This window comes from Roseomonas sp. CAU 1739 (genome assembly GCF_039839775.1).
Lineage (GTDB): Bacteria > Pseudomonadota > Alphaproteobacteria > Acetobacterales > Acetobacteraceae > Neoroseomonas.
The window spans coordinates 34,303-54,125 of the sequence record NZ_JBDOQQ010000026.1 but is presented as its reverse complement, the minus strand read 5'-3'; the positions used below and the strand labels follow the sequence as shown (position 1 = coordinate 54,125).

14 protein-coding genes and 1 pseudogene are annotated in these 19,823 nt (G+C 68.1%); 6 read left to right on the top strand and 9 right to left on the bottom strand.

The window, feature by feature from the left end:
• A pseudogene (locus AAFN86_RS27230) lies at nt 1-107 on the top strand (IS630 family transposase); the annotation flags it as partial.
• A gap of 12 nt (nt 108-119) precedes the next feature.
• Here AAFN86_RS27230 and AAFN86_RS27225 read toward each other — a convergent pair.
• From AAFN86_RS27225 to AAFN86_RS27200, 6 genes are all read right to left on the bottom strand, one after another.
• Complete coding sequence (locus tag AAFN86_RS27225) at nt 120-1,445, bottom strand: LLM class flavin-dependent oxidoreductase (protein ID WP_347546767.1); 1,326 nt, start codon at nt 1,443-1,445, stop codon at nt 120-122.
• Nucleotides 1,446-1,495: 50 nt separating this feature from the next.
• Complete coding sequence (locus AAFN86_RS27220; protein WP_347546766.1) at nt 1,496-2,503, bottom strand: dipeptide ABC transporter ATP-binding protein; 1,008 nt, start codon at nt 2,501-2,503, stop codon at nt 1,496-1,498.
• Nucleotides 2,500-3,525 carry an ABC transporter ATP-binding protein gene (locus AAFN86_RS27215; RefSeq protein ID WP_347546765.1) on the bottom strand — a complete coding sequence of 342 codons (1,026 nt, stop codon included), beginning with the start codon at nt 3,523-3,525 and terminating at the stop codon, nt 2,500-2,502. The genes AAFN86_RS27220 and AAFN86_RS27215 overlap by 4 nt, the downstream gene beginning before the upstream one ends.
• Before the next feature lie 108 nt (nt 3,526-3,633).
• Nucleotides 3,634-5,178 carry an ABC transporter substrate-binding protein gene (locus AAFN86_RS27210; RefSeq protein ID WP_347546764.1) on the bottom strand — a complete coding sequence of 515 codons (1,545 nt, stop codon included), beginning with the start codon at nt 5,176-5,178 and terminating at the stop codon, nt 3,634-3,636.
• 28 nt (nt 5,179-5,206) lie between these two features.
• Nucleotides 5,207-6,076 carry an ABC transporter permease gene (locus tag AAFN86_RS27205; RefSeq protein WP_347546763.1) on the bottom strand — a complete coding sequence of 290 codons (870 nt, stop codon included), beginning with the start codon at nt 6,074-6,076 and terminating at the stop codon, nt 5,207-5,209.
• Complete coding sequence (locus AAFN86_RS27200) at nt 6,073-6,993, bottom strand: ABC transporter permease (RefSeq protein ID WP_347546762.1); 921 nt, start codon at nt 6,991-6,993, stop codon at nt 6,073-6,075. Before AAFN86_RS27200 ends, AAFN86_RS27205 begins: the two co-directional genes overlap by 4 nt.
• 144 nt (nt 6,994-7,137) lie before the next feature.
• Between AAFN86_RS27200 and AAFN86_RS27195 the strand changes: the two genes are divergently transcribed.
• The 3 genes from AAFN86_RS27195 to AAFN86_RS27185 all read left to right on the top strand — a co-directional run bounded on the left by AAFN86_RS27195 (nt 7,138) and on the right by AAFN86_RS27185 (nt 10,924).
• Nucleotides 7,138-8,061 carry a LysR substrate-binding domain-containing protein gene (locus AAFN86_RS27195; protein WP_347546761.1) on the top strand — a complete coding sequence of 308 codons (924 nt, stop codon included), beginning with the start codon at nt 7,138-7,140 and terminating at the stop codon, nt 8,059-8,061.
• A gap of 141 nt (nt 8,062-8,202) precedes the next feature.
• On the top strand, nt 8,203-9,561 hold the full coding sequence (locus tag AAFN86_RS27190; RefSeq protein WP_347546760.1) for an LLM class flavin-dependent oxidoreductase: 1,359 nt from the start codon (nt 8,203-8,205) through the stop codon (nt 9,559-9,561).
• A 13-nt stretch (nt 9,562-9,574) separates the two neighbouring features.
• Nucleotides 9,575-10,924, top strand: a complete 1,350-nt coding sequence (locus AAFN86_RS27185) for an LLM class flavin-dependent oxidoreductase (RefSeq protein ID WP_347546759.1) — start codon at nt 9,575-9,577, stop codon at nt 10,922-10,924.
• A gap of 13 nt (nt 10,925-10,937) precedes the next feature.
• Here AAFN86_RS27185 and AAFN86_RS27180 read toward each other — a convergent pair whose 3' ends face one another.
• Entirely contained in the window at nt 10,938-11,522 is a 585-nt protein-coding gene (locus AAFN86_RS27180; RefSeq protein WP_347546758.1) for a helix-turn-helix domain-containing protein, read from the bottom strand.
• Nucleotides 11,523-11,641: 119 nt separating this feature from the next.
• On the opposite strand from AAFN86_RS27180, the gene AAFN86_RS27175 reads away from it, so the two are divergent.
• Nucleotides 11,642-12,817 carry an efflux RND transporter periplasmic adaptor subunit gene (locus tag AAFN86_RS27175; RefSeq protein WP_347546757.1) on the top strand — a complete coding sequence of 392 codons (1,176 nt, stop codon included), beginning with the start codon at nt 11,642-11,644 and terminating at the stop codon, nt 12,815-12,817.
• A gap of 66 nt (nt 12,818-12,883) precedes the next feature.
• A complete protein-coding gene (locus tag AAFN86_RS27170; RefSeq protein WP_347546756.1) occupies nt 12,884-16,060 on the top strand; it encodes a multidrug efflux RND transporter permease subunit in 3,177 nt (1,058 codons plus the stop codon).
• A gap of 49 nt (nt 16,061-16,109) precedes the next feature.
• On the opposite strand, the gene AAFN86_RS27165 is transcribed toward AAFN86_RS27170, so the two are convergent.
• Entirely contained in the window at nt 16,110-17,732 is a 1,623-nt protein-coding gene (locus AAFN86_RS27165) for a hydantoinase B/oxoprolinase family protein (RefSeq protein ID WP_347546755.1), read from the bottom strand.
• On the bottom strand, nt 17,729-19,804 hold the full coding sequence (locus AAFN86_RS27160; protein WP_347546754.1) for a hydantoinase/oxoprolinase family protein: 2,076 nt from the start codon (nt 19,802-19,804) through the stop codon (nt 17,729-17,731). Before AAFN86_RS27160 ends, AAFN86_RS27165 begins: the two co-directional genes overlap by 4 nt.
• Nucleotides 19,805-19,823: the final 19 nt, after the last annotated feature.

Here is a 19,823-nt window from a genome sequence, read left to right as displayed (position 1 = left end):
AGCGAACCATCGAAGGGCTTTGGTCTTCCATCGGCAGATTGATCGACGCCTTCAATCTAACCGAATGCACCAATTTCTTCCGCAACGCCGGCTATCGATCAAGTTGATCGAAAAACGCTCTAGCTGAGGGTCGTCCGTAGCGGCGCAAGTCCAAGATTCTCCCGCAGCGTCGGCCCCGCATATTCCCTGCGGAACATCCCTCGCGCGCGCAGTTCCGGCAGCACCAGTTCGACGAATTCGTCGAGGCCGAGCGGCAGCACCGGCGGGCACAGGTTGAAGCCGTCTGCCGCTTCGCCCTCGACCCAGGCCTGCATGTCGTCGACGATGTCCTTCGGCGTGCCGATCAGCACGCGCCCGCCGAAGCCCGCGGCGATGGTGGTGTAGAGCTGGCGGATCGTCAGGTTGTCCCGCCGCGCGAGCGCGAGCAGGTTCTTCGCCATGCTCTTCACCAGCATGTGGCGCGGTTCCGGCACCGGCCCGTCGACCGGGAAATCCGACAGGTCGCCCATCTGCGCAAAAAGATAGGACAGGCCGAGCTGCGGCGGCACCAGGCTGTTCAGCAGGTCGTATTTCTCGCGCGCCTCATCCCGCGTGCGGCCGATGAACAGCGTGACGCCGGGCATGATCTTCAGGCTGTCGCGGTCCCTTCCATGCTTCGCCAGGCGCCCTTTCAGGTTGGCGTAGTAGGCCTGCGCCGCGGCGAGATCGAGCGGCGCCGAATAGACGACATCGGCGCTGCGCGCGGCGATCTCGAGGCCCTGTTCCGCCGCGCCCGCCTGCACCAGCAACGGCCGGCCCTGCGGCGTGCGCTTGATGGTCAGCGGACCCTTCACCTTGAAATGCTTGCCGACATGGTTGAGCACATGCAGCTTCGCATGGTCGAACAGGATGCCGCTGTCCTTGTCGAACAGCGGCGCATCCTCCTCCCAGCTGTCCCACAGGCCCTTCACCACCTCGACGAATTCGGCCGCGCGTTCGTAGCGCAGGTCGTATTCCATGTGCTTGTCGCGGTTGAAGTTGTGCGCCTCCGCCTCGGACCAGGAGGTAACGATGTTCCATCCCGCCCGTCCCCCGCTCAGATGGTCGAGCGAGGCCCATTTGCGGGCGATGTGATAGGGCTCGTTGTAGGTGGTGGAGGCCGTCGCCACGAGGCCGATATGCGAGGTGACCGAGGACAGCGCCGAAAGCAGCGTCAAGGGCTCGAGCTCGAAGGTCTGGTGGGACCGCCGCAGCGCGCCGGCAGGTTCGTCCTTCGCCCGCATGCCGACGCCGTCGGCCAGGAAGACCATGTCGAACTTCGCCGCTTCGGCGGTTTGCGCAAGGTAGCGGTAGTGGCTGAACTTCGAGGCCGCGTCGGGGTCCGCCGATGGATGCCGCCAGGCCGCCGCATGATAGCCGAGGTAGCGCATCGAAAGGCCAAGGGAGATCTGCTTCGGGCTGGTCATCGTCACTCGTTTCACATTCTTCGCGGCAGGAAGGCATGGGCCGGACTTTGTCAGCCGCTCAACGCCTCGGCGTTGGCTGCCGGCGCGGCGGCCCATTCGGCCGCGCGCCAGCAGCGTGCTTCGCGTCCCCCGCCGAAGGAGAGCAGCGGCGGCATCTCCGCACGGCAGCGCTCGATCGCAAAGGGGCAGCGGGGATGGAAGGCGCAGCCGCCGGGTGGATTGAGCGGCGAGGGGAGTTCGCCCTCGATCACCACATGCGCTTCGCGCCGGTCCGGATCGATCGAGGGCGAGGCCGCCAGCAGCGCCTGCGTATAGGGGTGCAGCGGGGCGGCATAGAGCGCTGCGGCCGGCGCCGTCTCGACGATGCGGCCGAGATACATCACGGCGACGCGGTCGGCGATGAACTCGACCAGATGCAGGTCGTGCGAGATGAACAGGTAGGAGAGGTTCAACCGCTCCTGCAACTCCATCAGCAGGTTGATGATCTGCGCCTGCACCGACACGTCGAGTGCGGAGACCGGTTCGTCGCAGACGACGAAGCTCGGGTGCAACGCGAGGGCGCGGGCAATGCCGAGGCGCTGGCGCTGGCCACCGCTGAATTCATGCGGGAAGCGCGTGGCGTGCTCCGGGCCGAGACCGACCAGTTTCAACAATTCGGTGACGCCGGCGTTTCGCTCCATGGACGTGCAGCCATGGATATCGAAGGCCTCGCCGATGATCTCGGCGGCGCGCAGGCGGGGGTTGAGCGAGGCATGCGGGTCCTGGAAGACCATGCGCATACGCTTTCGCGCCGCCTTCATCTCGTTGCGGCCAAGCCGCATCAGATCCTGGCCCTCGAAGCGCAGATGCCCCGCCGTGGCATCCTGTAGCCGCAGCACCGCGCGACCGAGCGTGGATTTGCCGCAGCCGGATTCGCCGACCAGCGCGAGGGTCTCGCCCGGGAAGACCTGCAGGGAGACGCCATCCACCGCGCGCACCGTCCCGACATGGCGGCGCAGCGGCCCGCGATGGACGGGGAAATGAACGCAGAGATCATCGACTTCGAGCAGCGGCGTCATGCGGCGGCCCCTTCGGCATGCAGCCAGCAGCGCACCAATCGATCCGGGTCGCCGCCGGCCGGGGCGATGAGCGGTGGCTCGGCCTCGGCGCAACGGGCGAATGCGCTGGGGCAGCGGTTGCGGAAGCGGCACCCGACCGGCAGCTTCGCCAGGTTCGGCACGGTGCCGGGAATGGCCGGCAGCCGACGCAGCGCGCCGCGCGGCCGCGTACCGGGCACCGAGGCCATCAGCCCCGCCGTATAGGGATGCAGAGGTTCGCGCAGCAGCGCCCGCGTCGCGGCACGTTCGACCACCACGCCGGCATACATGACGCAGACCTGCTGGGCGATCTGCGCCACCACGCGCAGATCATGGGTGATAAAGACAATGCCTGACCCCAACCGCTGTTTCAGCCCGTCGATCAGGGCGAGGATCTGCGCCTGGATGGTGACATCAAGCGCGGTGGTGGGTTCGTCGGCCAGGATGAGCATCGGATCGCAGGCGATCGCCATGGCAATCATCACGCGCTGCCGCATGCCGCCCGATAGCTGGTGCGGATAATCCTGCGCCCGGATCTGCGGGGAAGGGACGCCGACGAGGCGCAGCAGCTCCACCGCGCGGTCGCGGGCGGCGGAGCGCGAGATGTCCTCGTGCCGCCGCATCACCTCGGCGATCTGGGTGCCGACGCGGAACACCGGGTTGAGTGAGGTCATCGGCTCCTGGAAGATCATGCCGATGGCGCGGCCGCGGATCGCCGCCATGGCGGCATCGGGCAGGCCGCGCAATTCGCCATGGCCGGCGAGGCGGATCGAGCCATCCTCCACGATGCCGGCCGAGGCGGGAATCAAGCCCATGATGGACAGCGCCGTAGCACTTTTGCCGGAGCCGGACTCACCGACGATGCACAGCGTCTCCCCCTGCGCCACGGCGAAGGAAACGCCGTCCACGGCACGCACGAGGCCGAAGCGGGTGCGCAGTCCCGTGACTTCCAATACCGGTGTGTGCAGCGCCGTGTCGGCCGCATGGTCGGTGACGGCGTTCATCACATTCCCAATCATATTTGGCGTCTCGGCCACGGCGTTGAAGCCGCTGCCGTCCCCTCGCTCTCACCCTCGGGGACGGCAGCGCTCCCGGCCATGGCGCAGCCTGCGCTACGCCTTGGTCACCTGGTTCAGCAGCGGGATCTCGAAGGCGAAGGCGTCGAAATTCTCGATGGTCTTCTGCATCGCGATGATCTGCTGCTGGTTGTAGAGGAACAGATTTGGCGGATCCTCGGTCCAGAGGATGCGGTTCGCCTGGTGGTAGGCCTCCATGCGCTTGGCCTCGTCGAGTTCGCTCCGCGCGCCGTTCAACAGCGCGTCGATACGCGGATTGCTGTAGCCGCCGAGATTGGCGCTCTGCCCCGTCACCAGCCGCCGGCTCAGCCGCCAATCGGCGGTCGGGATCGAGGTACCGAGCACCCACATATGCGCGGCGCTGCTGCCGAAGCCGGTGCCGCCCTGCTGGCGGCGATACAGCGTCTGCTGGTAGCTCGCCCATTCCCAGGCACGAAATTCGGTCTGCAGCCCGATGGCGTTGAGGTAGCCCTGCACCGCCTCGGCCACCTGCTGGTCCTTCAGGTAGCGGCCCGAGGACGTCCACATCACGATCTTCTCGGTGAAGCCGCCGGGGAAGACCGCGGCGAATTCGGCCTTGGCGAAATCCGGATCGAAGCGATACGGCGTCTGCGCCTGGTAGCTCTGCACCCCGGGGGCCACCGGCGCATCCGGGACAGAACCGAAGCCGCCGAGGATGCGCTCGACGATCGCGCGATGGTCGATCGCGTGGTTGATGGCGCGGCACAGGCGCGGATTGTCGAAGGGCGGCCGCTTGTGGTTCAGCTCGAAGAAGACCTGGAAGGAACTCGGGATGACCGCGAGCTTCAGGCGCGGGCTGGCGCGCACCCGCGCCGTCGCTTCCGGGGAGATGCCGGTGGCGATGTCGGCGCTGCCGGCTTCGAGTTCGATCAGCCGCGCTTCGGCTTCGGGCACGGGGCGGTAGACGATGCGGCGGAACCGCGCCTCGGGTGTCGCGCCGATCAGTACGCAGCGCTCGCCGGGCGTCCATTCCTCAAAGCGATAGGGGCCGCTGCCGACGGGGTTGCGCCCATAGTTGCGGCCGTGGCGCTGGATGGCCGCCGGGCTGCTGATCGAGGCAGAGGATTCGCACAGCACTTCGAGCATGCCGGCCATCGGCTCGGCCGTGGTGAAAGTGATGGTGAGCGGGTTCTCCACCTTGATGTCGGTGATCACCATGAACAGGGAGCGGTTGGGCGAGCCGAAGCGCTGGTCGCGCAGCCGGTCGAAGGTCACCTTCACCGCCTCGGCGTCTGCAGCCGTGCCGTCGTGGAAGCGCTGGCCAGGCTTGAGGCGGAAGGTCCAGTTCAGCCCATCGGTGCTGGTGGTCCAGGACTCCGCGAGGTCGCCCTCGAAGCCCGACAGCGCGGTGTCCTTCCAGCGCACCAGGCGCTGGAACATCAGCGTCAGCAGGATCTCGGCCGAGCGGGTCCGGCTGATCGCCGGATCGAGCGAATCGAAATCCGAGCCTTCGATGAAGGTCAGCGTCTCGCGGGCCGATTGTGCGGCGGCGCCGTGCGGTGCGGTGGCGGCAAGCGCCGTCGCCACCAGGAGGCTGCGCCGGTCGAGGGTCGGGATCATGGCTCGCCTCTGTGCTGTTGGGTCGGGTTCATGGGGCCGCACCGGGGACGCTGCGGCCGGATTTCGGGTCGGTGAAGTCGCGCAGGCCATCGCCCACCAGGTTCAGTGCCAGCACCAGCAGGAACAGCGCGATGCCCGGCACCAGCACGACATGCGGGGTGGACAACAGGTGGGACCGCGACTGCGCGATCATTGCACCCCATTCCGGCACTGGCGGCTGTGGCCCGAGACCGAGGAAGGACAGGCCGGAGGCGATCAGCACCGCTTCGGCCAGCGAGATGCTGCCCTGCACGATGACGAGGGAGGAGATGTTCGGCAGCACGTGCCGGAACAGCAGCCGCATGTCGCCCGCGCCGAGCGAACGCGAGGCGAGCACGAAATCCCGCGACTTCAGCGACAGCACCGGTCCGCGGAACAGCCGAACGAAGACCGGCACGGAGGAAATGGAGATCGCCAACGTCAGGCTCGCCATGCCCGGGCCGAGGATGGTGATCAGCATGATCGCGACCAGGATACGTGGGAAGCTGATCACCGCATCCATGGCGCGCATGGTGATGAAGCTCGCGCGCGTATCGTAGTATCCGCACAGGCCGCCGATCACCAGTCCGGCGATCAGCGCGATGCCGACGCTGACACCGGCCACGATCAGCGACACGCGCGCGCCCCAGACCAGCCGGGCCACCATGTTGCGCCCCATCTCATCCGCGCCGAGCGGCAGGGAGAGGGACGGCGTGGCCAGGGCATGGCTGAGGTTGACGAGGGTGGCGGTCGTCCAGCTGAACAGCAGCGGCGCGAACAGGGCAGCCCCGGCGAATACCACGATGACGGCAAGCCCGAGCAGCGCCATGTAGCGCCGCGTGGCCAGGAGGAAGCGGAGGAAGTCCAGAACCGGCCTCATCCGCGCGCGATCCGCGGGTCGAGCACCGAATACAGCAGGTCCACCACCAGGTTCACCACCACGATCGCGGTGGCGAAGAACAAGATGCAGCCCTGCACCACCTGGAGGTCGCGCTGTATGATGCCGTCCACCATGTAGCGGCCGAGACCGGGCCAGGCGAAGATCGTCTCGACGATCACCGCCCCGCCCAGCAGCCGGCCGAAATACACGCCGAGCAGCGTCACCAACGGGATGGCCGCATTGATCAGCGCGTGCCGCCAGATTACGGCGCCGCGCATCAACCCCTTGGCGCGGGCGGTGCGGATATAGTCCTCAGACAGCACTTCCAGCATCGTCGACCGGGCGACGCGCGCGAAGGTCGCGACATAGGGCAGGCCGAGGGTGATCACCGGCAGGACCAGATGCGCCCAGCTGCCGCGCCCGCTCGGCGGCAGCCATTGCAGCTTCGCGGCGAAGAACAGCATCAGCAGAAGGCCAAGGAAGAAGACAGGCACGGATATGCCGAAGGCCGACAGCGCGCCGATCGTCTGATCCACCCAGGAATTTGGTCGCATGCTGGCGACGATGCCGAGGCCCACCCCGGCCAGCACGGCGAACAGCATGGCAAAGCCGGCGAGTTCGACGGTCGCCGGCAGGCGGCGCAGCACCTCATCCAGCACGGGGCGGCGGCTGCGGAAGCTTTCGCCCAGATCGCCCTGCGCCACGCGCAACAGATAGGTGCCGTATTGCTTCCACAGCGGTTGATCAAGACCGTAATGTTCGCGGATGAGGGCGATGTCCTCCTCCTCCGCATCCGGGCCGGCGGCGTTCCGCGCAGGATCACCGGGCACCAGATGGAGCACGAGGAAGACCGCGAGCGACACTGCGAGCAGCGTCGGCACCAGCACCGATATGCGATAGATCGCGTAGTCGATCACGGCGCACTCCCAGACCACTGGGCCGCGTGAGGCACTCTCCCGATGCGCCGATTGACCGGCGTCAAGCGCAGCCTAGGAAGCGCCCGGATTTGCGGTCAAATGCCATATTCGGCATGGTGTATGCGTAAATGTTATGTTGAGGCCATGCAACGACGCTTGACCCAGCGCCAGGTGGAGGCCTTCCGGGCCGTGATGCTGCGCGGCTCGATCTCCGGCGCGGCCGACATGCTGGGCCTGACCCAGCCGGCGGTAAGCCGCCTGATGCGCGACATGCAGGAGGTGCTGCAGATCCGGCTGTTCCTGCGCCGCGGCAACACCATCGCCCCCAGCGCGGAAGCGACCTTGCTGTTCGAGGAGGTGCAACGCAGCTTCGTCAGCCTGAGCCGCATCGAACGCACGGCGCATGAGATGAAGCGCGCCTGGCACGGCAGCCTGCGCATCGCCGCAATGGCCGGGCCGGCGCATGGCTTCCTGCCGGGCCTGGTGGCGCGCTTCCTGCGCGAGCATCCGGATACCTATGTGGCCCTGCACAACCATATCTCCGGGACCACGCTGGAACGTGTCTCCCTGCGGCAATTCGACATGGGCCTGGCCTATGCCCCGCCTGACTATCCGGGCCTGGATGTCGAGCCATTAGCCGGGCTGGAGGCGGTCTGCGCGCTGCCGGCGGACCATGCGCTGGCGGCCAGGCCGGTGATCGAGTTGGAGGATCTGCGCGGCCAGAAGCTGCTCAGCCTGGGCTCGGGCAGCCAGATCGCGGTGCGGCTCGACGCCATGCTGCGGCTGGCGGGCATCCTGGTGCCGGTGCTGGCAGAATCGACGTCCTCCGACGTGCTGTGCAGGCTGGTTGGCCAGGGCGTCGGCGTCGCCCTGGTGGACCCCTTCACCGGTGCGGCGGCGCGCGACCCGGCCGTGGCGGTGCGACGCTTCAAGCCGCGGGTGGAGTATGGCGCGGCGATGGTCTTCCCGTCCGGCGTCTCGCGGTCCCGCGCCGTGGAGCGCTTTGCCGAGATGGTTCGGGAGGGGGCGACGATGGCCCGGCTGCTGGCGCTACCGGACGCAGCATAGCACTTGCGCATACAGCCTCGGCTGTGCATCCTGAACGCCTCACCCTCTGGCCGCTTCGGTGGCTGTCGCATCCCTGTTCGGCAATCGGGCGGCGCCTGGCGTCGCCCTTGGCGCATCCGCGCCGTGAGGAAGGGTGTGAGCATGGCACGGCGTGGAATGATGAAGCTCGGCATGTCGATGCGCGGGCTCGGGTACCATCCGGCAGCCTGGCGGCATCCGGATGTCCCCGCCGACGGCACGCTGCGCTTCGAGCACTATGCGCGGAACGCGGTGACGGCCGAGCGCGGCCTGTTCGACATGATCTTCTTCGCCGACGGCATCGGGCTGCGGGAACGCGACGAACCGCGCGGTTCGCTGGCGCGTTCCGGCTACGAACTGGTGGAGATGGAGCCGCTGACGCTGCTGCCGGCGCTGGCGGTGCTGACGAAGCATATCGGCCTCGTGACCACCGCCTCGACCACCTACAACGAGCCGTATCACGTGGCGCGGAAATTCGCGACGCTCGATGTGATCAGCGGCGGCCGGGCGGGCTGGAACATCGTCACCTCCTGGTCCGAGGCGGAGGCGAAGAACTTCAATCGCGAACAGCACCTGGAATACGACACGCGCTACGAGCGCGCCGCCGAGTTCGTCGAGGTCGTCAAGGGCCTGTGGGATTGCTGGGAACCGGATTCGCTCATCTACGACAAGGCAGGCGGCGTGTTCTACGACGAAAGCCGCATGCATTTGCTGAACCATCGCGGCAAGCATTTCCAGGTGCGCGGCCCGCTGAACGTCGCCGGCATGCCGCAGGGACGCCCGGTGCTGGTGCAGGCCGGGGCCTCCGAACCGGGCAAGGAGATCGCCGCGGCGACCGCCGAGGTGGTCTATGCGGCCGCGGATTCCATGGCCGCGGCCAAGACGTATTACGACGACGTCAAAGGCCGCATGGCGAAGCATGGCCGTGATCGCGACGAGTTGAAGATCATGCCCGGCGTGCGCACCATCGTCGCCGCCACGCGGGCGGAGGCGCAGGCCAAGTTCGATATGCTGCAGGAACTGACCGATCCGCTGGTCGGCCTGGCGCGGGTCTATGCTGCGCTCGGCGACCTCACCGGCTACGACATCGACGGGCCGGTGCCCGAACCGCAGCGGACCAGCGAGATGCGCAGCAGCACCGAGCGGTTGATGCAGCGCGCGCGCTCGCAGAACCTGACCATCCGCCAGCTGTACCAGCAGGTGGTCGGCGGCGGCTTCTACCTGATCGGCACCGCTGCCGACATCGTCGACGGCATGCAGGAATGGTTCGAGGCCGAGGCCTGCGACGGCTTCAATGTTCTGCCGCCCTACCTGCCCGGCTGCTGCGAGGATTTCGTCGAGTTCATCACGCCCGAATTGCAGCGGCGCGGGCTGTTCCGCACCGCTTATGAAGGCACGACGCTGCGCGAAAATCTCGGCCTGAAACCGCATGTGAACCGCCATGCCGCCGAGCGCGCGGCGCAATCCGCCGCGGCCGAGTGAGGAGATGCCCCCGATGACCCAACGGCAGATGAAGCTTGGCCTCAACTTGGTCGCGAATGGGGCGCATGGCGGCGGCTGGCGCATGCCCGACGCGCATCTTGGCGCCGCACTCGACATCAGGCTGTGGAAGCGGCTCGCCATCGCGGCTGAGTGCGCGAAATTCCACTTCATGTTCTGGGCGGATGGCCTGGCGGTGCGCAGCTCGGCCAAGGACGAGGCGCAGCTCAGCTACGATAGCCGCATCGATGTCTTCGAACCGATGACGCTGCTCTCCGCGCTCTCGGCGGTGACCGAGCGGATGGGCTTCATCGCGACCGCCTCAACCACCTATTACGAGCCCTTCACCATCGCGCGGCTGTTCGCCTCGCTGGACCACATCACCGAGGGGCGCGTCGGCTGGAACGTCGTCACCTCCTGGTCCGAGCAGGAGGCGCTGAATTTCGGGCGTGACAAGCACATGGAGCACGCCGCGCGCTACCGCCGCGCTGAGGAATTCGTCGAGGTGGTGAAAGGCCTCTGGGACAGCTGGGAGGATGACGCCTTCATCCGCGACAAGGCGACCGGCCAGTATTTCGATCCGGCGAAGATGCACACGCCGCATCATCGCGGCGAGCATTTCACCGTGCGAGGCCCGCTCAACGCCTCGCGGCCGATCCAGGGGTATCCGGTGCTGGTGCAGGCCGGGTCGTCGGGGCCGGGGCAGGACCTCGCCGGGCGCACGGCCGAGATGGTCTACACCATGCAGAAGGTGCGCGACGACGCGATCGCCTTCTACGCCAGCGTGAAGGGTCGCATCGCCGCCCATGGCCGGTCGCCGGACACCGCGTTGGTGATGCCGGGCATGATGCCGATCATGGGCCGCACCATGCAGGAGGCGCGCGACCGCGCTGAGCAGTTGCAGGAACTGATCCATCCCGAGCTCGGGCTTGCAGCGCTGATCCCGTCCTTCGGTGATCTCAGCGGCTATCCGCTGGACGGGCCGGTGCCGCAACTGCTGTCCGACACCAACAGCGTGAAGAGTGCGCATGCGCGCCTGGCGAAGCAGCTGGAGGGCAAGTCGATGACCATCCGCCAGCTGATCCACCAGCGTTCGGCGTCGGGGCATCATGTGATCGTCGGCACGCCGCAATCCATCGCCGATGAGATGGAGGATTGGTTCACCAACCGCGCCTGTGATGGCTGGAACATCCTGCCACCCTTCTTCCCCGCACCGGTCGAGGAGGTGTTCGAGCTGCTGATCCCCGAGCTGCAGCGTCGTGGTCTGTTCCAGACCGAGTATGCCGGGCGGACCCTGCGCGAGAACCTCGGCCTGCCGCGGCCGGCGCATCCGGCTGTGCGTTCGGCAGCGGCTGCTGCCGAATAGGTCGGCCGGCGGACTATTTCTGCGGCAGCGCGGCGGCGATCAGCAGGGCGCCGCTGCTGCGCAGTGCGTCGGCGGCGCGCGCCTCGCCCAGATAGCTGCGCGCGGCGATCGCGCCCTCGATCGCGACGGAGAGCTGGTCCGCCAGCAACTCCGGATCGTGCGCACCGGCTTGCTCGGCGAGGGCGCGCACCCGTTCCTGGCAGCCACGCTTGAACGTGGCGACGACCTGGTAGGTCGGGTGGGTCGGGTCGCGAAACTCAGCCTGCGCCAGCAGCATCGGGCAACCGCAGACGCCGGGTTCGGCGACCTCGACCGCGGTTGCCTCGATCAGCGCATGCAGGCGCTCCGCCGCCGTGGCAGCCGGCGCCATCGCTTCCTCGATCCAGGCGTCATGCTCGGCGGCATCCTCGGCGAGGATGGCGGCGACCAGCGCATCCTTGCTGGGATAGGTGCGGTAGAGGCTCATCTTCGTCGCCTCTGCCACGCGGCAGACTTCCTCGACGCCGGTGGCGCGGATGCCCTGGCGTTCGAACAATTCCCGGGCCGCGTCCTGGATCCGTTCGGCGGCCTTCGGCTTGGCGGCAGTGGTGCCGGCCATGGTGATGAACCCTCCTGTGCGTGGCCCTGTGGCGGCGCACAAAAAAGACACTTGATGATACCGACCGGTCACTCTACTTAGGGGGACGAACCGGTCGGTATCATTTGCGGAGATAGGCCATGACCACCCCCCTGCGCAAGGCCCCTGAGCCCAGCGAAAGCCTCTGGATGTCATGGCTGGCCCGCTTCCAGGGCGCGGCCGTCGGCGTCGCCCTGACGGCGGCCGCACCCGTCGCCCTGGCCCAGCCGGCGCCGCCCCCGGTGACGGTCGCCGCGCCTCTGTCGCGCCCTGTCACCGAGTGGCAGGAGCATACGGCACGGATCGAACCCTCCGCCCGGGTCGAAATCCGCCCCCGCGTCACCGGCCAGGTGGACCAGGTGCATTTCACCGATGGTGCCATCGTGCGGGCCGGTGACCTGCTGTTCACGCTGGACCAGCGCCCCTTCCGCATCGCGCTGGACAATGCGCGGGCCGAGATCGCGCGCAACGAGGCGCGGCTGCTGCTCGCCGAACAGCAGGTGGCACGGTACGAACCGCTCGCCGCCAGCCGCATCGCCCCGCAGGCGGAACTCGATTCGCGCCGCGCCGCGCTGCGGGAGGCCCAGGCCGGCCTCGCCGCCGCCCAGGCGGCCGAACGCCAGGCCGCGCTGGACCTGGAATTCACCGAAATCCGCGCGCCCCGCCCGGGCCGCGTCAGCGACCGTCGCGTCGATGCCGGCAACCTGGTCCAGCAGGGCCAGACGCTGCTGACGACGCTGCTCGCGCTCGATCCGGTCTACGTCACCTTCGATCCCAGCGAGGCGGAGTATCTGCGCCAGGCGCGCTCGGCCCGCGCCGGTCTGCGCGGCGCCAGCCTGCCGGTGCAGTTGCGTTTGCTGGATGAGACCGAGTTCACCCGCGAAGGCCATGTCGATTTCGTCGACAGCACCTTCGATTCGCGCAGCGGCACCATCCGCGCCCGCGCTGTGGTGGCAAACCCCGATCTGTTCCTGACGCCCGGCAGTTTCGCGCGCATCCGGCTTTCGACCGGCGAGGAACCGGCGCTGCTGGTGCCTGATGCCTCGGTCATGGCCGACCAGGCCGGGCGGATGGTGCTGACCGTCGCCGCGGATGGCACCGTGACGCCACGGCAGGTGCGGCTTGGCCCGCTTAGCGAGGGCCTGCGCGTGGTGCGCAGCGGCCTCGCCCCCGAGGATCGCGTCATCATCGGCGGCCTGCATCGCGCCCGTCCCGGCGCGCGGGTGACCGCCGAGCAGGGGCGGATCGGGCCGAGCCCGCTCGCCTCCGCCGAGTAACCCAACCGCTACTTCCCGCACCCAGGCTGCGCGCAGCGCTCGCGGCCACGCCGAAGGCATGCCCCGATGCGTCTCGCCCGCTTCTTCATCGACCGCCCGGTCTTCGCCGCGGTCATCTCCATCGCCATCACGCTGGTCGGCGCCATCGCCGCCTTCCGGCTGCCGATCTCGGAATATCCGCAGATCGCACCACCCAGCGTGACCATCACCGCGATGTATCCCGGCGCCTCGTCCGAGACCATCGCCGAGACCGTCGCCGGCCCGATCGAGCAGGAGGTGAACGGCGTGGAAGGCATGCTCTACGTCTCCTCCCAATCCACCGGCGACGGGCGCCTGACGGTGACGGTGGTGTTCCGCCAGGGCATCGACGCCGACCAGGCGCAGGTGCTGGTGCAGAATCGCGTCGCGGTGGCCGAGCCGCGGCTGCCGGAAGAAGTCCGCCGCCTCGGCATCACCGTGCGCAAGGCGAGCCCGGACTTCCTGATGGTGGTGCATGTCACCTCCCCGGATGGCAGCCGCGACCATGAATACATCTCCAACTACGCGACGTTGAACATCAAGGACCGGATCGCGCGCATCGACGGCGTGGGCGATGCGCAGGTCTTCGGCGCGCGCGACTATGCGATGCGCGTCTGGCTCGACCCCGACCGCATCGCCGCGCGTGGGTTGACGGCCGGCGAGGTGGTGGACGCACTGCGCCGCGCAAATGTGCAGGTCGCGGCCGGTGCGCTCGGCCAGGCGCCACGTGCGGCGAATGCCGGCGCCTTTGAATTCTCCGTGCTGACGCAGGGCCGGCTTGCCTCGCCTGAGCAATTCGGCGAGCAGGTCATCGGCACCGGTGATCACGGCGCCCTGTTGCGGTTGCGCGACGTGGCGCGGATCGAGATCGGCGCCGCTGACTATTCGGTGAATGCGCTGCTGAACAACCAGCTCGCCACCGCGATCGGCGTGTTCCAGCGCCCGGGCAGCAACGCGCTGGAAACCGCGGCGGCGGTGCGCGCGACCATGGCGGAAGCCGCGCGCAGCTTCCCGCCCGGCATCGGCTACAGCATCGTCTATGACCCGACGCGCTTCATCGCCCAGAGCATGGAAGCGGTGCTGCACACCTTCATCGAGGCGATCCTGCTGGTCGTATTGGTCGTCATCCTGTTCCTGCAGAACTGGCGCGCGGCGGTGATCCCGCTGGCGGCCATCCCGGTGTCGATCATCGGCACCTTCGCGATCCTGTTGGCGCTGGGCTTCACGCTGAACACGCTGACCATGTTCGGCCTGATCCTGGCAATCGGCATCGTGGTCGATGACGCCATCGTGGTCGTGGAAAACGCGGAACGGCATATGGCCGACGGGCTCTCACCGTTGGAAGCCGCACGCAAGACCATGGACGAGGTCGGCTTCGCGCTGATCGCCATCGCCTTGGTGCTGGTCGCGGTCTTCGTGCCGACCGCCTTCATCCCGGGCATCTCCGGCGCCTTCTACCAGCAATTCGCGGTGACGATCTCGGTGGCGACGCTGCTCTCGGCGCTGGTGTCGCTGACGCTGTCACCGGCGCTGGCGGCACTGCTGCTGAAGCCACATGGGCATCATGAGGGAAAGCGCCCACTGCTGCTGCGCCCCTTCGGCGCCTTCGCGCGCGGCTTCAACTGGTTGTTCGACCGGCTGTCCATCGGCTACGGCGCGTTGACGCGGCGGCTGATCCGCATCCCCGTGCTGCTGATGCTGATCTATGGCGGGCTGCTCGCGGCGACGGGCTGGACCGTGACCTCGACGCCGACGGGGCTGATCCCGCCGCTCGATCGCGGCTATGTCATCGCGGCGTTTCAGTTGCCGCCGGGGGCAAATCTCAGCCGCACAGATGCTGTGATCCGCCGCGCCTCGGATGCCATCCTGGCGACGCCGGGGGTGGAGAGCGCGGTCGCCTTCGTCGGCTTCGACGGCGCGACCTTCACCAACGCACCCAATGCCGGCGTGGTCTTCGCGACGTTGAAGCCCTTCGAGGATCGCGCTGCGCATGGGCTGACCCTGGCGGGCATCCTCGGCGACCTGCAGGGGCGGCTGATGACTGACCCGGACGCGATGGTCTTCGTACTGGCGCCGCCATCCGTCCCGGGCATCGGTACCGGGGGCGGTTTCAAGCTGATGATCCAGGACCGCGCAGGGCGCGGCCCGCGGGAGATGGAACGCGCCATGCAGTCCGTCATGGTCGCGGCCAACCAGACGCCCGGCATCGCCTTCGCCTTCAGCCTGTTCAACACGGCCACGCCGCAGATCCGCACCGAGATCGACCGCGCGCGCGCCGAGATGCTCGGCGTACCGGTCAGCCGCGTGCATGAGGCGATGGGCGTCTATCTCGGCTCGGCCTTCGTGAACGACTTCAACCTGCTGGGCCGCACCTGGCGCGTCACGGCGCAGGCGGATGCGCCATACCGCACGGGGGTCGAGGACATCGCCCGGCTGCGCACGCGTTCCGATGCGGGGGCCATGGTCCCGCTCGGCAGCATCGCGACCTTCCACGAGACCTCGGGGCCGTACCGCATGCCGCGCTACAACCTGTTCCCGGCGGTCGAGTTGCAGGGCGCCGCGTTGCCCGGCGTGTCCACCGGCCAGGCCATCGCCATCATGGAACGCGTGCTGGCCGAGAACCTGCCCGAGGGCTTCGGCTATGAATGGACCGAGATCGCCTTGCAGGAGAAGCTGGTCGGCAACACCGCGCCGATCGCCTTCGGGCTCGCGGTGGTCTTCGTCTTCCTGGTGCTGGCGGCGATGTATGAAAGCTGGCTGCTGCCGCTCGCCATCGTCCTGATCGCGCCGATGTCGGTGCTGGCGGCGCTGCTGGGCGTGCGTCATGCCGGGCTCGACAACAACGTGCTGGTGCAGGTCGGACTGGTCGTGCTGGTGGGCCTCGCGGCGAAGAACGCGATCCTGATCGTCGAATTCGCCCGTGCGGCGGAGGAGGAAGGGGCGACGCGCTGGGATGCGGCGGTCGCGGCCGCGCGCACCCGCCTGCGGCCGATCCTGATGACCAGCCTCGCCTTCATCCTGGGCGTGCTGCCACTGACCATCGCGACCGGGGCGGGGGCGGAGATGCGCCAGAGCCTCGGCACGGCGGTGTTCTACGGCATGCTGGGCGTGACGGTGTTCGGGTTGATCTTCACGCCGGTCTTCTACGTCGTCGCGCGCGCCATGGCGCGGCGGCGGCCGGCGGCAGAGGTCGCAACCCATGCCGTGCACGCCGAGCCTGCATGAGCCATGAGGCTGTGCGGCGGCAGGGCATGGTCCTGCCGCCGCATCTGCGTCAGCCGGCCCGTTGCGTGACCAACCCATGCGCAAGGTCTGCGGCCAGTGCCGTCGTCGCGCGCTGAGCGGGATCGCCATGCCCGCCGCCGCCTGGCGTGGCCAAAGACACCGTATCCCCCGCCTTCAGCACGTATTGCCGCTTCGGATCGACCTTCTCGCCGTTGATCTTCAGGACGCCGGGCGCGCCGTCCTGTCCGCCCTCGATACCGAAGGCGGGGAAGATGGTGCGTTCGGCGAGGAAGGACACGGCGATCGGCGTGGGTGACCGGCTCTCCAGCAGGATCTCCTGGCCGAGCCCTCCGCGATGCCGTCCTGGTCCGCCGCTGTCGGGGCGCAAACGCTTGTGATGGATGTGCAGCGGGGCGATGTGCTCGCTGATCTCCACGGCGGTCGAGGACACGTTGGACGGCCAGGACAGGCAGGAGATGCCATCCCCCTGCACATTGCCGCCCATGCCACCATTGAAGAAGAACATGTTGGCGTAGGGCTTGCCGGCCGCATTGAGGCCGGACTGGTTCATCCCCCACATCGGCGATCCGCAGGCGGCCATGACGCGTTCCGGCACGATCTGGCCGAGGCAGCCGAAGACCAGCATCGGCAGATAGTGCCCGATCAACATGCGCGACCCGCCCGGTGCGGGAAATTGCGGGTTCACGATGCAGCCGGGCGGGGCGACGATGGAAATCGGCCGCCAGGCGCCTTCGTTGTTCGGCAGGGTGGGGCTGGTGCAGACCTTCACCCCGTACATTACCATCGCATAGGTGTAGCAGAGCGCGCAGTTGATCGCCCGATCCACTTGCGCATCGGTTCCGGTGAAATCGGCGGTGATGGTGTCACCCTTGATGGTCAGCGCCAGCTTGATGGTGATCGGCGTGTCCAGCAGGCCGTCGGTCTTGAGCTTGCTGCGATAGGTGCCGTCCGGCAGCGCGGCGATGGCGCTGCGCATCGCATTCTCGCAGCGGCGATGGATCTCGGCAGCGAGATCCGTGAGGTCCGCCAGCGCCGCCTGTTCCATCAGGACATGCAAGCGTTCCTCCATCAGGTCGAGCGCCACGACCTGCGCCCAGAGATCGCCCATTGTCTGTTCCGGTGTGCGCACATTCTGCCGGATCATGGCGACCAGCGTGTCGTCGGTGACACCCGCCCGCATCAATTTCAACGGCGGGATCTGCAGGCCTTCCTCGAACACCTCGCGCGGCTCCGGGCTGCGGATCTTGCCGCCGATGTCGGGGGCGTGCGCCGTACTGGCGCTGAAGGCGACGACCCGGCCATCGCGGAAGATCGGCTTGGCGACGGTGATGTCGGGCAGATGGCCGGTGCCGAGCCACAGGTCATTGGTGATCAGAACGTCGCCCGGGGCCAGCGAATCGATTGGGAAGAAGCGGATGAAGTGCTTCACCGTCTCCGGCAGCGTGCCGATGAAGGACGGGATGCTCTCCGTCGCCTGCACTAGGGACTGGCCGGCGGCATCGGTGACGACGCAGGAGAAGTCGTAGGATTCGCGCACCAGGGTGGAGAAGGAGGTGCGCACCAGCGCCGCCGCAGCCTCATCGACCAGCGAGATCAGCCGGCGCCAGAGCAGTTCGAGTTCGACCGCGTCGAAATTGCGTGCGGTGGTCATGCGATGCGCTCCGCCAGGATGGACCCGTCGGGCAGCACGACGATGCGTGCGCCAGGGCCGACGATGAAGGTGCTCTCGTTTTCCTCGAACACCGCCGGGCCTTCGAGGGTGCTACCGATGGGCAGAGCGTAGCGGTCATAGACCGGCGTGGGGATGGCGCCGCCGGCATCAGGGAAATGCACGCCGCGATGGCCCTTCAGCGCAACCTCGCCGCCGCCGAGGCCATCGAGCCGCAGCATCCCGCCGGCGCCGGGCATGGGTGCAGAGACCGCGAGACGCAGCGCGACGAACTGCGCATTGGCACCCGGCGGCGTGCGGCCGAACAGGGTGCGGTAGGCGGCCTCGAAGGCCGCGAGCACGTCTTCCGCCGTCAACGGTTCGGGCAGCGCGACGGTGATCTCCGATCCCTGGCCGACATAGCGCATGTCGGCGAGGCGGTGGACGTCGCGGCGGCTGAGATCAGCGCCGGTCTCGGCCACGATGGCGAGCGCATCCTTCTCCAGCGTGGCGAATATGCGTGCCGCCTCGCGCCAATCAGCCTCGCCCAGCCGTTGGTTGAACGAGGCCACACGGTCGATCCGCGCGGGCGCCATCAGCATGCCGATGGTGCTGCCCGCGCCGGCCCCCGGCGGGCAGACCACGCGCGTCACGCCGAGCTTGCGCCCGACATGCCAGGCATGGACCGGCGCCGCGCCGCCCGTGGCGAGCAAGGCGTAGTCCTGCGGCACGCGGCCTCGCTCGGCGATCGCCACGCGCGCGGCGCCGGCCATGTTCTCGTTCACCACGTCATGGATGCCGAATGCGCCGCGCGTCGCGTCCAGGCCAAGAGTGGCAGTCAGGTCACCGAGTGCGGCGCCCGCTGCCCCGGCATCAATCGTCATCGCGCCGCCGAGGAAGAAATCCGCATTCAGATAGCCGAGCGCGAGGTCGCTGTCGGTCACCGTCGGGTTCACCCCGCCGCGGCCGTAGCAGACCGGCCCGGGCTGCGCCCCGGCGCTTTCCGGCCCGACATGCAACGTGCCGAGTTCGCTGCGCCGCGCGATGGAACCGCCACCGGCGCCGATCTCGATCAGTTCCACCGTCGCGATCTGCACCGGCAGGCCGGACCCGCGCAGGAAGCGCTTGGTGCGCGCCGCCTCGAAGCCCCAGGCGACCAGCGGATCGCCGTCATCGACCAGGGCAAGCTTCGCCGTGGTGCCACCCATGTCGAAGGCCAGCACGCGATCGAGCCCCGCATGCCGCCCGAACCAGGCGCCTGCCAGCGCGCCCGCGGCCGGGCCGCTTTCCAGCAACTGCACCGGTGCGCGCTTGGCTTCCGCCACATGCGTCAACCCACCGTTGGACAGCATCAGGAACAGACCACCAGGAATGCCGGCGCCCTTCAGCGCGGCTTCCAGCGTGTCGAGATAGGTCTCGGCGATCGGCCGCACATAGGCGTTCGCTGCCGTCGTCACCATGCGCGGATACTCGCGGATCTCCGGCGCGAGTTCCGAGGACAGCGACAGCGACAAGGTCGGGAACCGTCGCGCGATCGCTTCCGCCGCCATCCGTTCATGCACCGGGTTGGCGTAGGCGTGAAGGAAGCAGATGGCGAGGCTGGTCACGCCCGCCGCGACCAGGGCTTCGACCTCACGCAGCGCGGCGTCTACATCGAGGGGACGCTCGATGCTGCCATCCGGGCCGAGCCGTTCCAGCGCCGGCCGCCGCCAGGGCCGCGGCACCAACGGCGCCGGCATCTCCAGGAACAGGTCGTACAGCTCGTATTTCCGCTCCCGCCCGATCTCCAGCACGTCTGTGAAGCCATCGGTGGTCAGCAGGCCGGTGGCCGCACCCTTGCGTTCGATCAGCGCATTGGTGAACAGCGTGGTGGCATGCACGACGCGGCCGATGGAGGACGGCGCGATGCCGCCCTTTTCTAGCAGCCGGTTCAGCCCGGTGATTGCCCCGCGGGAGGGATCGTCGGGTGTCGTGCTCTCCTTCCAGATCACCGCCCGTCCGTCCTGGGGATCCAGGATGACGAGGTCGGTGAAGGTACCGCCAATGTCGATGCCGAGCGAAAGCGACGCAGCCATGGTGTTCCTTGGACGCGAT